Origin of the sequence: Endoryza foliicola, assembly GCF_050589245.1 — a bacterium.
GTDB lineage: Bacteria > Bacteroidota > Bacteroidia > Chitinophagales > Chitinophagaceae > Endoryza > Endoryza foliicola.
The window spans coordinates 226,925-241,125 of the sequence record NZ_JBOBEW010000001.1 but is presented as its reverse complement, the minus strand read 5'-3'; the positions used below and the strand labels follow the sequence as shown (position 1 = coordinate 241,125).

At 41.4% G+C, this 14,201-nt stretch carries 13 protein-coding genes and 1 tRNA gene; 12 read left to right on the top strand and 2 right to left on the bottom strand.

Annotated elements, in window-relative coordinates; genetic code table 11:
- The first annotated feature begins 78 nt into the window (after window positions 1–78).
- Window positions 79–1,122, top strand: a complete 1,044-nt coding sequence (gene hemH, locus ACQ2HE_RS00965) for a ferrochelatase (protein ID WP_430895423.1) — start codon at window positions 79–81, stop codon at window positions 1,120–1,122.
- A 9-nt stretch (window positions 1,123–1,131) separates the two neighbouring features.
- On the top strand, window positions 1,132–1,677 hold the full coding sequence (locus ACQ2HE_RS00960) for a CopD family protein (protein WP_430895425.1): 546 nt from the start codon (window positions 1,132–1,134) through the stop codon (window positions 1,675–1,677).
- Window positions 1,678–1,883: 206 nt separating this feature from the next.
- On the opposite strand, the gene hemN is transcribed toward ACQ2HE_RS00960, so the two are convergent.
- A complete protein-coding gene (hemN, locus tag ACQ2HE_RS00955) occupies window positions 1,884–3,239 on the bottom strand; it encodes an oxygen-independent coproporphyrinogen III oxidase (protein WP_430895427.1) in 1,356 nt (451 codons plus the stop codon).
- A 270-nt stretch (window positions 3,240–3,509) separates the two neighbouring features.
- Here hemN and ACQ2HE_RS00950 point away from each other — a divergent pair, with 270 nt between their 5' ends.
- Window positions 3,510–3,965, top strand: coding sequence for a helix-turn-helix domain-containing protein (locus ACQ2HE_RS00950; protein ID WP_430895429.1), 456 nt, complete (start codon window positions 3,510–3,512; stop codon window positions 3,963–3,965).
- Window positions 3,955–4,518, top strand: a complete 564-nt coding sequence (locus ACQ2HE_RS00945) for a PIN domain-containing protein (protein ID WP_430895431.1) — start codon at window positions 3,955–3,957, stop codon at window positions 4,516–4,518. The genes ACQ2HE_RS00950 and ACQ2HE_RS00945 overlap by 11 nt, the downstream gene beginning before the upstream one ends.
- Before the next feature lie 74 nt (window positions 4,519–4,592).
- Here ACQ2HE_RS00945 and ACQ2HE_RS00940 read toward each other — a convergent pair.
- Window positions 4,593–4,666 (bottom strand) — tRNA-Ile (locus ACQ2HE_RS00940).
- 167 nt (window positions 4,667–4,833) lie between these two features.
- Here ACQ2HE_RS00940 and ACQ2HE_RS00935 point away from each other — a divergent pair.
- From ACQ2HE_RS00935 to ACQ2HE_RS00900, 8 genes are read left to right on the top strand one after another with little or no spacing between them, the layout of a single operon-like run.
- The gene (locus tag ACQ2HE_RS00935; protein ID WP_430895433.1) at window positions 4,834–6,216 is read left to right on the top strand and encodes a glycoside hydrolase family 30 protein; all 1,383 of its coding nucleotides are present in this window, start codon (window positions 4,834–4,836) and stop codon (window positions 6,214–6,216) included.
- Window positions 6,217–6,229: 13 nt separating this feature from the next.
- Entirely contained in the window at window positions 6,230–7,579 is a 1,350-nt protein-coding gene (locus ACQ2HE_RS00930) for a glucoamylase family protein (RefSeq protein ID WP_430895435.1), read from the top strand.
- A gap of 7 nt (window positions 7,580–7,586) precedes the next feature.
- Window positions 7,587–8,738, top strand: a complete 1,152-nt coding sequence (locus tag ACQ2HE_RS00925; RefSeq protein WP_430895437.1) for a Gfo/Idh/MocA family protein — start codon at window positions 7,587–7,589, stop codon at window positions 8,736–8,738.
- A gap of 15 nt (window positions 8,739–8,753) precedes the next feature.
- Window positions 8,754–9,176 (top strand): DoxX family protein, encoded by a 423-nt coding sequence (locus ACQ2HE_RS00920; protein WP_430895439.1) that lies wholly within the window; start codon window positions 8,754–8,756, stop codon window positions 9,174–9,176.
- Window positions 9,177–9,186: 10 nt separating this feature from the next.
- Window positions 9,187–9,867 (top strand): GDSL-type esterase/lipase family protein, encoded by a 681-nt coding sequence (locus ACQ2HE_RS00915; protein ID WP_430895441.1) that lies wholly within the window; start codon window positions 9,187–9,189, stop codon window positions 9,865–9,867.
- An 11-nt stretch (window positions 9,868–9,878) separates the two neighbouring features.
- On the top strand, window positions 9,879–12,149 hold the full coding sequence (bglX, locus tag ACQ2HE_RS00910) for a beta-glucosidase BglX (protein WP_430895443.1): 2,271 nt from the start codon (window positions 9,879–9,881) through the stop codon (window positions 12,147–12,149).
- Window positions 12,150–12,169: 20 nt separating this feature from the next.
- On the top strand, window positions 12,170–13,369 hold the full coding sequence (locus ACQ2HE_RS00905; protein WP_430895445.1) for a glycoside hydrolase family 172 protein: 1,200 nt from the start codon (window positions 12,170–12,172) through the stop codon (window positions 13,367–13,369).
- Between the two features lie 4 nt (window positions 13,370–13,373).
- Window positions 13,374–13,988 (top strand): HAD family hydrolase, encoded by a 615-nt coding sequence (locus tag ACQ2HE_RS00900; protein ID WP_430895447.1) that lies wholly within the window; start codon window positions 13,374–13,376, stop codon window positions 13,986–13,988.
- The last annotated feature ends 213 nt before the right edge of the window (window positions 13,989–14,201 follow it).

The window sequence follows — 14,201 nt, the reverse complement described above, 5'->3', positions numbered from 1 at the left end:
CAATTGATTCAAAGATTTTGACAATTCAGTGACAGAGAAAATGGATATAAAAATTTGTTATTTATACTTTTGAAGTTTATGAGCAGAGTAATTGTTTTAATGAACTTAGGTTCACCCGATTCCACAGAAGTTAAGGATGTTCGTAGGTATTTGAATGAATTCTTAATGGACGAGCGTGTGATTGATATTCCATTTCTGGTGCGGAAACTCTTGGTAGGCGGCATCATCGTGCCTTTCAGAGCTCCTAAGTCGGCGGAAGCATATCGATCTATCTGGACAAAGGAGGGTTCTCCTTTAATTGTACTCACAAAACAATTGTTAACGGCTGTTCAATCTAAACTGCAAGATCCCGTTCGCATTGTTATGCGTTATGGAAATCCTTCTACTCCGAGTGTTTTAAAAGAGATACATCATACCTATCCCGATTTGAAAGAGATAGTATTGGTGCCTTTGTATCCACATTATGCAATGAGTAGTTATGAAACGGCTGTTGTGCAGTTCGAAGAGTTGCACAAGAAAGCGGGCTACAGCTCTACCGTAAAAACAATCAAGCCTTACTACGATCATCCTGCCTATATCAAGGCCTTGGCCGATTCTATAAAGCCTTATCTGAACAAAGAATTCGATAAGCTGGTATTGAGTTACCATGGTATTCCGGAGCGACATGTGAAGAAAAGCGATTGTACCGGAACACACTGTTTGAAAGTAAATGATTGTTGTAACGTGCCTTCTGCTGCGCATAAAGTATGCTACCGCCATCAAACCTTTGTAACCACAGATCTCGTTCAAGAAGCGCTCGGACTTCCAAAAGAAAAAGTGGAACAAACCTTTCAAAGTCGCTTGGGACGTGATCCTTGGCTTCAACCGTATACTGCTGCCCGATTAGCTGAGCTACCAAAAGAAGGAGTAAAGAGAATTGCTATTGCTTGTCCGGCTTTTGTAAGCGATTGTTTAGAAACACTCGAAGAGATTGCAGAAGAAGGAAAACACATATTTTTGGAAGCGGGCGGAGAGGAGTTCACGATGATTCCCTGTTTGAATACCGATGAGCAATGGGTCAACACTATCGCTACTTGGGTGGAGGAAATCAGTGCAGGACAAACGGAAATGCTGCTCGCTTAAAAACCTTCCATGGCTTATTATTATCTCAAAGCACTGCATATAGTGTTTGTAGTAACTTGGTTTGCCGGTATGTTTTACATGCCCCGCTTATTTATTTATGCCACTGAAGCCAATGATAAACCCGATCCGGAGAAATCAATTCTTCAAGCACAGTTTAAAATAATGATGCGACGCTTGTGGCTAGGAATTACCTGGCCTTCGGCGATCATTACATTGGTGCTTGGACTTACCGTGCTTTTCAAAGGCAATTGGCATACCCAATTGTTAGAACCTGCAGGTAAATGGGCCTTCATTAAATTGATCTTGGTATTCTTTCTCTACCTCTATCATTTTTCACTTCATCGTATTTACAAACAAGAACAAGCGGGCCTCTATAGATACAGTTCCCAACAGTTGCGCATGTGGAACGAAGTTGCCACCGTTTTCCTCATTGCCATCGTAATGCTCGCAACGGTAAAAAGCGCCATTAGCATGGTTTGGGGCATAGTAGGAATGGTGTTTCTAGTGTTAGTATTGATGCTAGCAATTAAAGTGTATAAAAAGCTAAGAGAGTAATTAAAGGGCTTTAGAGAACCAAGAAAGAACAAGAAGAAGAACAGGGGGTGGCCTTGTGGGGTAAAGCAGTAGATCAAAAAAAGTTGTTTTGGTTTGCGAAGATGTTTTTGGTCTTAACTCCTAAAGCCTAATCTCCAAAACTTCCAAGCACAAAATCTGTGTCTATCTGTTTAATCTGTAGAATCTGTGGTCTCAATATTTGTTTGTTATACTGCTCGACTAAACTTCTCCGAACCCTTTCTTGATAGATGCAGATCAAAACACTTACAAATATTTCGAATGAAGGATGAGCCAAGGGTAGTTACTTGAACTCCGTTTATATCATAATTGATCATCCCGTCGTTTTTTAGCTTCTCTAGTTCATTAATCGAGTAAACTCTAATTAATTCAAGATCGTTTAGATTGAACTTAGTAGTTCCTTTACAACTGATATCCAGTATATATTTCTTAAACGCCACATCTTCTTCCGTTAAGAAATATCCCTTCGTAACAGCCCATTCTCCGTTTTCAATTGATTCGTAGTAATCGTGAAGCGTTTTATGATTTTGCGCATAGGCGTTACCGGAATCAGAGATGCTAGAAACTCCCAGTCCAATAAGCGTAGACGTTTGTTGAGTAGTATAGCCCATAAAGTTTCTATGCAAACGACCTTCTTTTCGAGCGATCTGCAATTGATCATGTGGCAAGGCAAAATGATCCATGCCAATGTCTTCATAGCCGGCTTTTTGAAACAACTCTTTTCCCAACTGATAAAGACCAATTTTCAGTGAGGCATCAGGCAAGTGTGATTCATCAAAAAGTCGTTGCGCTTTGCTGGTCCAAGGCACATGTGCATAGCTGTAAAAGGCCACCCGATCCGGCTTCAGTACTAAACTTTGCTCAATGGTTTTTTTCATGCTTTCTAGGTTCTGCATAGGCAGGCCATAGATCAAGTCAAAATTCACCGATTCATATCCAATCTTTCTGGCGTTTTCAACGGCTGCTACTACGTTCTCGTAAGGTTGAATGCGGTTAATAATGGTTTGAACAGTAGCATCGTGGTCTTGAACTCCATAGCTGACTCTACGAAACCCTAAATTGTACAGGGTTTGCAAATGCTCAATGGTAGTATTGTTCGGGTGGCCTTCAAAACTGAATTCACGGTCTTCGTGAATCGTACAATCACTCAGCAACTCACTCAAGAAGGCATTTAAATTTTCCGGTGAGAAGAAAGTAGGGGTACCGCCTCCTAGATGAAGCTCCCTTAATAACAAGGGTTCACCGTTTAGTAATCGGAGGTACATCTTCCATTCTTTTTTCAATGCCTCAATGTATTCATGTTCTACACTGTGTTGGGTTGTGATCTTCTTATTGCATCCACAGTAGGTACAAAGCGATTCGCAAAAGGGCAAGTGGATGTATAAACTGCTTCCATCGCCGGCATTGGCTTCTTGCAATTTTTTGGCAATCGTTCTTTCCCACTGTTGTACATCTATTTCTTCCTTCCAAAACGGCACGGTTGGATAACTGGTGTATCGTGGAACCGGCACGTTGTATTTGCTCAAAAGCGATTGTGAAATCATGATACAAAGCTATTTACGATGTGCTTGAAATGAGATGAGTTAGGTCAGACCGAAGACAGAGTTTTATCAGAATCCAAATTTTCATTACGAAAGAACCGGCTTGTAATCTAGGAACGTCATTTCTAGAAAGAGTTGTGTTGTACAACCCCATTTCCTATAGTTAAACTATTGAATTTCAATTGATCGTAGTTTTGTAAAGGCTTCCAATATTGTTTCGTATATTTTGAATAATTCGAATATTTCGTTAAATTGGGTTAAATAGAATTCGCTATGAATCAATTGAAGCAATCCCCAAAGAGTACTTTAATAGACCAAGAGCTGGCAAACGAGGCCTATAGTGTCTTAAAACCTCTCGTAGAACAAGAATTGACCGCAGTAGTGTCGGTTGAACTACTTGAAGCCAATCTCAAACTTACACTGCCTTCAGAGGCTATAAAAATACTAGCGGAGAGTTTAAGGTTGATGAGCAAAGGGAGGTCTGTGGCTATAAATGCACAGAACGTTGAAATAACAACACAAGCTGCCTCGGAGCTATTAGGGTGTTCTAGGCCATTTTTTGTGAAACTGTTGGAAGAAGGAAAAATACCTTTTGTTAAGATTGGTAGGCATCGCAGAGTTCGTTACGAAGATGTTTTAGCTTATCAAAAACTTATGAAAATAGCTCAGCGAAAGCAACTAATAGAGATCATGAAAACAGATGAAGAGATAGGAGTTTATGATACATAGAGAAAAACAAAAAGTGGTGTTGGATACCAATGTAATTTATCCCGTTATTGTTCGTGACATCTTATTTTGGTTTGCACACTATGATCTGTTTATTCCTCATTGGACAGAGCATATTTTTCAGGAATGGAAGCGCATTTTGATAAAAAAAGGTATTTCAGAAAATCAAGCAACAGGATTAGTGGAGAGAGCTAATTATGCTTTTCCCAACGCTTTTGTAAAAGATTACCACTTCTTAACGGATCAATTAACACTCCCTGATCAAAATGATTGTCATGTGTTGGCAGCAGCAATTGTTTCAAAGTCGTCAATTATTGTAACCAACAATCTAAAAGACTTTCCGGAGAGTTATCTCAAAACTTTCGAAGTTACAACTAAAACAGCAGATACATTTTTAGCTGATATCATTATAAAGTATCCGGATTTAGCGCTTGATGCATTTTTAGAAATGATTAAATACAAGAAAAACCCTCCAATTTCACCAATTGAAATGCTTTCCATTTATAAAAGAATTGGCCTTTCTCAGTTTTCCGATCAGCTCACTTTGCTGCTATAAAATCCAAAAGCAATTGAATTGGATCTTGCAATAAAAAAGCCCTTCAAATTGAATTCGAAAGGCTTTTAAAGCAGTGGACCTTGTTGGGATCGAACCAACGACCCTCTGATTATGAGTCAGATGCTCTAACCGTCTGAGCTAAAGGTCCGCTCTCTTTGCAGAGAATGATTTCAACAGCCAAAACCATCGAAATCGGCTGCAAAAATAGCAAAATTCCCGATACCTTTTGCAATTCAGCTAAGCGATTGGAAATTAAGTTCCTAACCCACTATTTTTTGTTACCTTACAGCACACAACACAACCTATATTTCGATCGTGAAAAAGTTCCTAACGAATGCTTTGCCGGGCTTCTTAACCCTGCTTTCTTTAAATTCTTTGGGTCAAAGCCCCCAAGTATGGACCACTACTGCCAATCAAACAACTTTACTTCAAAAGGTATCAAACGCTCCCTCCAGCCAGGCGTCGGTAACCATAACCGTTGATCCGGCCAAAACCTTTCAAACCATCGATGGTTTTGGGTACACACTTTCCGGCGGTTCAGCGCAATTGATCAACCAATTGAATCCGGCTACCAAAAAAGCCCTGCTTCAAGAATTGTTCGGCAATCAAGGAATCAAAATTTCTTACTTACGGATCAGTGTAGCCGCTTCCGATTTGCATGATCATTCCTTTACCTACGACGAAGTTGAAAAAGGAGCTACCGATCCCGAGTTAAAAAACTTCACACTTAAGGAAGATGACGCACAGGGTACCGGCCTTATTCCTCTTTTGAAAGAAATCAAAGCCATCCAACCCGGCATTAAAATAATGGCCTCCCCTTGGACCGCTCCTATTTGGATGAAATCAAACCAATCCTATGTTGGCGGCTCTCTTCTTCCTCAATACTACGAAACTTATGCGCGCTATTTGGTAAAATACATCTTGGCCATGAAAGCCAAAGGCATCAACATCGATGCCCTTACGCCACAAAACGAACCTCAACATGGTGGCAACGACCCTAGTATGGTAGTAAGTGCAGAAGAATCTGCAGCATTTATTAGAGACCACCTCGGCCCTGCATTTCGAAAAAATGGAATCAAAACCAAGATCATTGTATGGGATCATAATTGCGATAATCCGCAATACCCTATCACCATTCTGAACGATCAAAAAGCACGACAATACATTGATGGATCCGCTTTTCATCTTTACAACGGCACACCCGACGCTTTATCTGTGGTAAAAAAAGCGCACCCTGATAAAAATCTCTATTTTACCGAACAATGGACCGGCTCAAAAGGAACCTTCGATGGCGACCTGCAATGGCATGTCAAAAACGTGATTATTGGAACACTTCGGAACTACAGCAAAATAGCGTTGGAGTGGAACCTAGCCAACGACCCGCAGTTCAATCCGCATACTCCTAGTGGTTGCACGGAATGTAAAGGGGCGCTTACGATCAATAAAAATGATGTTCAACGCAACGTATCCTACTATATAGTATCCCATGCATCAAAATTTATTCCCGCAGGGTCGAAAAGAATTTACAGCTCTGAAGCTGAAAATATCAGTACAGTGGCATGTGTAACACCCCCCGGGAAAACAGTCTTGATTGTATTAAACGAGAATAAAGCCAATACTACCATTCGAGTTTCCGGTAAAGGAAAAACTTTTACGGTAAGCGTAAATGCCAATAGTGTAAGCACTATTGTTTGGTAAACAAATTGCACATATGAAAAAAATCTGCTTTCTATTGCTCGCATCGAGCATGTCCTTCATTTCCATTGCACAAGTTGCTCGCCCGGCAAAACCTCCCGTTAAGTCCGGCGAAGTAAAGCCGGAACTTATGTCCGATTCAGCATTGCTCGACCTCGTTCAAAAGCAAACGTTTAAATACTTCTGGGACTTTGCACATCCGGTAAGCGGATTGTCGCGCGAACGGAGCAATGTTGCGTACGATTATGGCAATGAAGTGGTAACATCTGGTGGAACCGGTTTCGGAGTGATGTCAGTTATTGTAGCAACTGAAAGAAAGTGGATCACACGCGATACTGCTGCGAAATTCTTGTTAAAGATGGTGAACTTTTTATTGAAAGCAGATTCTTATCATGGCGCTTTCCCCCACTGGCTCGACGGTGCTACAGGTAAAACCATCAAATTCAGTAGGAAGGACGATGGTGCCGACTTGGTAGAAACTTCATACCTGTTCGAAGGATTGCTTTGCGCACGTCAATATTTCAACAACCCAAACAATCCGGTAGAAAGAGAACTGAGAAACAGAATTGGTTGGCTATGGAATGAAATAGAATGGGATTGGTTTACCAAGGAAGGACAAGAAGTATTGTATTGGCATTGGAGTCCCAACAATGGCTGGGCTATGAATTTTCCGGTGCGTGGATTCAATGAGTGTTTGATCATGTATGTACTGGCGGCTAGTTCCGAACGCTACCCTGTAGCCGCATCCGTATACCACAGAGGCTGGGCTCAAAGTAATTTTTTCAAAAATGGGAAAGAGTTCTACGGCATTAAATTGCCGCTGGGATTCGATTACGGCGGACCTCTTTTCTTCTCCCATTATTCATTCCTTGGACTCGATCCAAGAGGTCTTTCCGATAGTTATGCCGATTACTGGGAACAGAATAGAAATCATACGCTCATCAATCGTGAGCATTGCGTGCGCAATCCAAATAGCTTCAAAGGCTACGGTCCCGATTGTTGGGGCTTAACCGCTAGCGATACTTATAATGGATACGATGCCCATTCTCCTACCAACGACAATGGTACGATCACTCCAACTGCCGCCTTAAGCGCCTTTCCTTATACACCGGAATACAGCATGCAAGCCTTGAAAAACTTTTATTACAACAAAGGCAATAAGATATTCGGTGAGTATGGTTTTGTAGATGCATTCAATGAAACAAAAGACTGGACTGCAAAAAGTTATTTGGCCATCGATCAGGGCCCTATTATTGTTATGATAGAAAACTACCGTACCGGCCTCTTGTGGAAATTGTTTATGAGCAATCCGGAAATTCAACGTGGATTGAAGAAATTGGGATTCAAAAGCCCTCACGTAAAATAAATGCCATATGGATCGCAGACTATTCTTGGAGCAAACAGCCATGGCCGGCATAGCTTCATTATTAGGATCAATAGCCTCAATTAATGAGTTGCCACAAAAAAAGATACGCATTGCCGTAATTGGGTGTGGATCGGTTTCAACACAATACTTGCCCCATCTGTCTAAATGCGAATATGTTGAACTCGTGAGTTGTTGCGATCGAAAGTTTGATAGAGCGGAAGAAAAAGCAAAAACATATTCCATCCCTAATAAGTATGCTTCTATTGAAGCCTTGTTGAATGGAGCGGCTTTCGATTTGTTAGTGAATCTCACTGACATGCAAGAACACGAACAGTTGAATAGAAAAGCGCTTACTGCAGGCAAAAATGTTTGGAGTGAAAAGCCAATGGCCAATTCCTACGCAGGTGGCAAGGCATTGTTGGAATTAGCCGAATCAAAAAAACTCCGTTTCTGGGGTGCACCTGCTGTTGTAAACAGTCCTCAATTCGCCTTCATGAGCGAACAACTAAAAAAGGGGACCCTCGGTACCGTAGCCACTGCACATGCCCACTATGGTCATACCGGTCCTACTTGGTCGGCTTTCTTCTATGAAAAAGGTGGAGGTAGTTTACCCGATTTAGGCGTTTACAATATTGCTACATTAACCGGTTTATTAGGACCGGCCAAAGCCGTAATGGCCATGACTTCTATTGTTACTCCCAAAAGAACCGTTGACGATAAAGGAACCATTGATGTAAAAGCGGAAGACAATGCGCATATTATTCTTGATCATGGAAAAGGAGTCATGAGTCACATTCAATGCGGCTTCAATTATTTTGATCCTTATGGTCACGAAGGAAAAGGTCAAAAAAATCATACCATTAAAATTTGGGGTTCTCATGGTAATATGGGATTGATTGGTTACGATTGGGCTCCTTTTGGGGTAGAATTGGCCACCTCTTGGACCGAACCACCAGTAGTGCATGTTCCTGATCCGGGTACTTATGTTTGGCAGCAAGGTGCATCCGTAATTGCTACTGCACTGGCCACACAAACTGAACCTCGAATTAATGCCTATCATGCATTGCATGTGTTGGAAATTATTGAAGCGGCCAGAGCTTCTTCTGATCAAGGAAAGAAAATTACCTTACAGTCGAGTTTCCCTTGGCCCATGATATAAACGAACAAACCTAACATGAAAAAATTATTCTCTACAGCTCCTTTTCAATTTGAAAGAGGCATTGCGGTCATGCGAATCATTACCGGTTTGCTAATGTTGTATCATGGAAAAGACATATTCGATTCCAAGTTGATGCATGAATACGCTACATGGGACACAGTAAAAACTTTTCCTGCTCCCTTATTTATGGCTTATTTAGCTAAAGGATTAGAGTTTGTAAATGGACTGCTGTTGGCAGTAGGCTTGCTTACCCGTTTGAATGCATTATCCATGGCGGCAGTAATGCTGATCATCTGCTTCAAAATTGGGAATGGTAAGTTTTATTATGAAGATCAACATCCGTTTTTGTTTGCCATGATAGCGATCATGTTCATCTTCACCGGCCCCGGTTCTTGGAGTATTGATGAAGCCATCGAAAAGCGACTCAATAAAAATTAAATCGTACAAAATGAAAATGCTGATTGTAAAATGGAAATTATTTGTGCTTGCCATGTTGTTCGTTCAGGTATCAACAGCGCAGCAAGCCAAGCCTGCTTTTTGGGATGAAATACAGGCTTTCAAAAAGAAAGATAGCATTGCACCTCCTCCGGCCAATCCAATCTTGTTTATTGGTAGCTCTTCATTTCGCTTGTGGAGTGGATTGCAAGCCGCCTTCCCGGGATACACCATTGTAAACCGTGCTTTTGGTGGAGCTACTATTCAAGACATGATCTTCTACAAAGAAGACATTCTAAAACCTTACAAACCCCGGCAAATAGTAATGTATTGCGGGGAGAATGATTTTGCGACTTCCGATTCGGTGTCTGTTGAAACAGTTGTTGAGCGTTTCAAAATGTTCTATACTTATACGAGATCTTTATATCCGGGTATTCCATTTCATTATGTTTCAATGAAACCTAGTGTGGCAAGAAAAAGACTCATGCCTAAATACCAGGTAGCGAATGCGGCCATTGCTGCTTATATTCAATCGCAACCCAATACTGGCTATCTAGATGTGTATTCGCCAATGTTATTACCTGATGGTAATCCAAGACCCGATATCTTTATACAAGACAATTTGCATATGAATCCCAAAGGATACGCAATTTGGATTCCTATCATCAAGCCCATTCTAATCAAAGACAAGTAAAACAACAAGAAATGAGATCATTGTTTATTGCAGCTTCTTTACTTATTGCTACTACCACTGTAGCACAAACAGCTGCACAAAAAAAAGCCACCTTCATCAATAATTTGATGAAGCAAATGACCCTCGATGAAAAGATCGGTCAACTCAATCTAGTAACACCTGGCGGAGCAGTTACCGGCTCTGTTGTGAGCAGCGATGTGGAAGCCAAATTGAAAAAAGGCCAAGTTGGCGGTCTGTTTGGAATTGATGGCCCTGCTAAAATTCGTCAAGCACAAGAAATCGCAGTTAAAGAAAGCCGTTTACACATTCCGCTGATTTTCGGATTGGATGTGATTCACGGTCATAAAACCGTATTCCCCATTCCCCTCGGATTGTCGGCAAGTTGGGACATGGCTTTGATTGAACGCAGTGCGCGCATTGCAGCCAATGAAGCCACCGCCGATGGATTGAATTGGACGTTCTCTCCCATGGTCGATATCTCCCGCGACCCACGCTGGGGACGTATCTCAGAAGGCAATGGTGAAGACCCTTACCTCGGTTCTCAAATCGCCAAAGCAATGGTGAAAGGATATCAGGGAGACGATCTTTCAAAAAACAATACCCTCTTGGCTTGTGTAAAACACTTTGCATTATATGGTGGTGCAGAAGGAGGACGTGATTACAATACCGTTGACATGAGTAAAGTGCGCATGTACAACGAATACCTTCCCCCTTACAAAGCTGCAGTAGAAGCTGGAGTAGGAACAGTGATGAGTTCTTTCAATGTGATCGACGGCGTTCCCGCAACCGGTAACAAATGGTTGCTCACAGATTTATTGAGAAAGCAATGGGGTTTTAAAGGAATGGTTGTAAGTGATTACACTTCTGTAAACGAAATGAGCAATCACGGTGTAGGTGACTTGCAGGCAGTTTCAGCTCAGTCCTTGAACGCCGGTTTAGAAATGGACATGGTAGGAGAAGGATTCTTGACAACACTTAAAAAATCTTTGAAAGAAGGAAAAGTAACACTTGCGCAAATTGAAACAGCTTGTCGCCACATCCTCGAGGCAAAATATGATCTTGGTTTGTTTGATGATCCGTATCGCTACTGTAGTGAAGACAGAGCAAAGAATGAAATCTTGAGCGCTGCCAATCGAGCAGAAGCTCGCATGATTGCAGCCCGTACGTTTGTTTTATTAAAAAACGAAAAGCAATTACTTCCTTTAAAGAAAAACGGTACCATAGCGGTGGTGGGTCCCTTGGCCGACAGCAGAAGAAACATGTTAGGTACTTGGAGTGTAGCAGGGCAACACGATAAATCTGTTACTGTTTTGGAAGGAATTAAAGCAAGTGCCGGATCAACAAATGTGTTGTATGCAAAGGGGGCTAATCTTTCGGATGATCCTGTATTTGCAAAGAAGATCAACGTTTTTGGAACTGAAATTGAAATCGACAAACGTTCTCCTGATGAAATGATAAAAGAAGCATTGGAAGCTGCTTCTAAAAGTGATGTGATTGTTGCAGTAGTGGGAGAAGCAGCTGATATGACAGGAGAAGCATCTTCCATGGCAAGCTTAGATATTCAACCCAGCCAGAAGAAACTTTTACATGCCTTGAAAGCAACCGGTAAACCCATTGTAATGGTACTATATACCGGACGTCCTTTGACTTTGAATTGGGAAGCTGCGAATATGGACGCCATCCTTAATGTGTGGTTTGGCGGTACCGAAGGTGGTAATGCAGTGGGCGATGTATTGTTTGGTGCGTATAATCCTTCAGGTAAGCTTTCGGCGTCTTTTCCTTATTCAGTAGGTCAAATTCCTGTGTACCACAGCATGTTGAATACAGGCCGACCCTACAACAACGAAGAGTTTTCGAAATTCAAATCGAACTACCTCGATATTCCCAATCAACCACTGTTCCCTTTTGGTTTCGGATTGAGCTATACAAAATTTGAATACAGTGCGGTAAGCCTTTCGGCGAGCAGCTTGAAAATTGGAGGGACCATTAAAGCAACTGTAACCGTAAAGAATACCGGTTCATTCGATGGAGAAGAAGTGGTGCAATTGTATTTGCGTGATGTGGTAGGTTCTATTTCAAGACCCATGCGTGAACTGAAAGGATTTCAGAAAATATTTTTGAAAGCAGGTGAATCAAAAGAAGTAACTTTCATCATACATTCTAACGATTTAAAATTCTACAACAGCGCGCTGCAGTTTGTGAATGAAACCGGCGATTACGAATTGTTCATTGGAACCAATTCCGCCGAAACACAAAAAGCAGCGTTCAAGTTGACAAACTAACATGCTAACAAACCTTTCATATGATTCGTAAATCATTCTTAATGGCTGCAGTGCTTACTGCAGCCATTTCTGTTTCTGCTCAAGAACTTTATCTGAAACCAGCTCAAGCCACTACCGGATGGAGCAGTTTTGAAAATTTAAACGGAGTCAAAAATGCAGGTGGCCAAAGAAACAAGGAAGCCAAAGGAGCTGCATTCGCATCCGTAAAAGCCGGAGAAACCAAAGTACTGCTCGATGTAAAAGGAACAGGCATCATACAGCGCATTTGGTGTACTATAAGAAACAGAGAACCTAAAATGCTTCGTTCTTTGAGATTACAAATGTTTTGGGATGGTGATGCAAAGCCGGCTGTAGATGTGCCCCTAGGAGATTTTTTTGTAGCCAATACCGGCAAAACTGTTGCTTTTCAATCGGCCTTATTTGCAAGTCCGGAAGGCCGGTCTTACAATTGTTTTATTCCTATGCCATTTCGTAAAGGAGCCAGAGTTTTATTGATCAATGAAGGGACTGAAGATCAGAAAATGCTTTATTTCGATATCGACTTTATTAAAGTGCCTTCCTTACCGGCCAATGCTCAATATTTTCATGCATTTTGGAATCGACAAGCCAACAATCCACTCAAGAAAGACTATGAGATTCTTCCCGGCTTAAAAGGAAATGGAAGATTTCTTGGTGTTAGTGTAGGTGTTTTTGCAAACAAAGAATATGGCAATACTTGGTGGGGAGAAGGCGAAGTAAAAATGTATATCGATGGAGATCATAAGTATCCAACCATCAACGGTACAGGAACAGAAGATTATATTGGAACAGGATGGGGATTGTCGGCATTTTCAAACTGGTATCAAGGTTGCCCCGTAGCAAGCGATAGTTTGAAAACCTACGGGTTTTATCGCTGGCATTTACCCGATGCCGTGTATTTCAAAAATGAGATCAGCGTTCGCTTACAAGAAATTGGAGGTGGAGAGGATACAGAAGTGAAGGCGGCTTTTTTAAAGGGCTTACCAGTGATTCCGATTTCTGTTGATGGTGAAAACGGTTATACCAATTTATTTGAGTTAAAGAAACTACCTGCTATTACTGATGCAGATTTTCCAAAAGGTTGGGTAAATTTTTATCGCGTAGATGATTACAGTTCAGTAGCCTATTTTTATCTTCAAACAACCAGTAGTAACTTACCAACTTTGGCACCACTAGCCGAACGTATAGCAGGTATAAAATAACAACATGAATCAAATTAGAAACATCATATTTGATTTAGGAGGCGTACTCTTGAATCTCGATGTCAACAAAAGTTTGAAAGCATTTCGTGATTTAGGGTTCAGTAATATTGAAGAATATTTTCGAATAGGGCATGCTGCTTCCTATTTCAAAGAATACGAAGTAGGGGCCATCAGCGATCAAGAGTTTGTTGCCGCCATAAAAGCAGAATTGTCATCAGCTGTTTCAGAAGAACAAATCATTGAAGCATGGAACGCTATGTTGCTCGATTTCCCTGAACACCGACTCAATTGGTTGAAAGCACTCCCCGCCAACTACCGAATCTTTTTATTTAGCAATACAAATGGCATTCACCTCGAATCTTTCAAGGCAAGTTTTGAAAAGCGCTACGCCTTTAACATGGATGAATTGTTCGAACAAGCCTATTATTCTCATATCGTAATGATTCGCAAGCCGGATATTGCCTCCTATCTCAAAGTGGTCGATGATCATGGCTTGATCAAAGAAGAAACTCTGTTCATCGACGATGCCTTAGTAAATGTAGAAGCGGCTATCAGCGCAGGAATAAAAGGGTTTCATTTAACGGGAGGAATGGATGTGACGGAGGTAATTGATAATTAAGAATTAATAATTAATAATGAAACAGCCGTTGTACAGGAGGGAGGAGTGAGGATAGAGGAGGGAGGAAGTGAGGAACGAGGAAGAGAGGAGAAGAGGAGAGCTGCGCAAACGCTGCGGTCGCTGCGCCGCTGCAGTGAAAAAGAACAGGGGGAAGAACAGGGGGGCTTTGCGAAATCTTTGCGTTCAGCGGTGAATGTATTTTCTAAAGCCCAA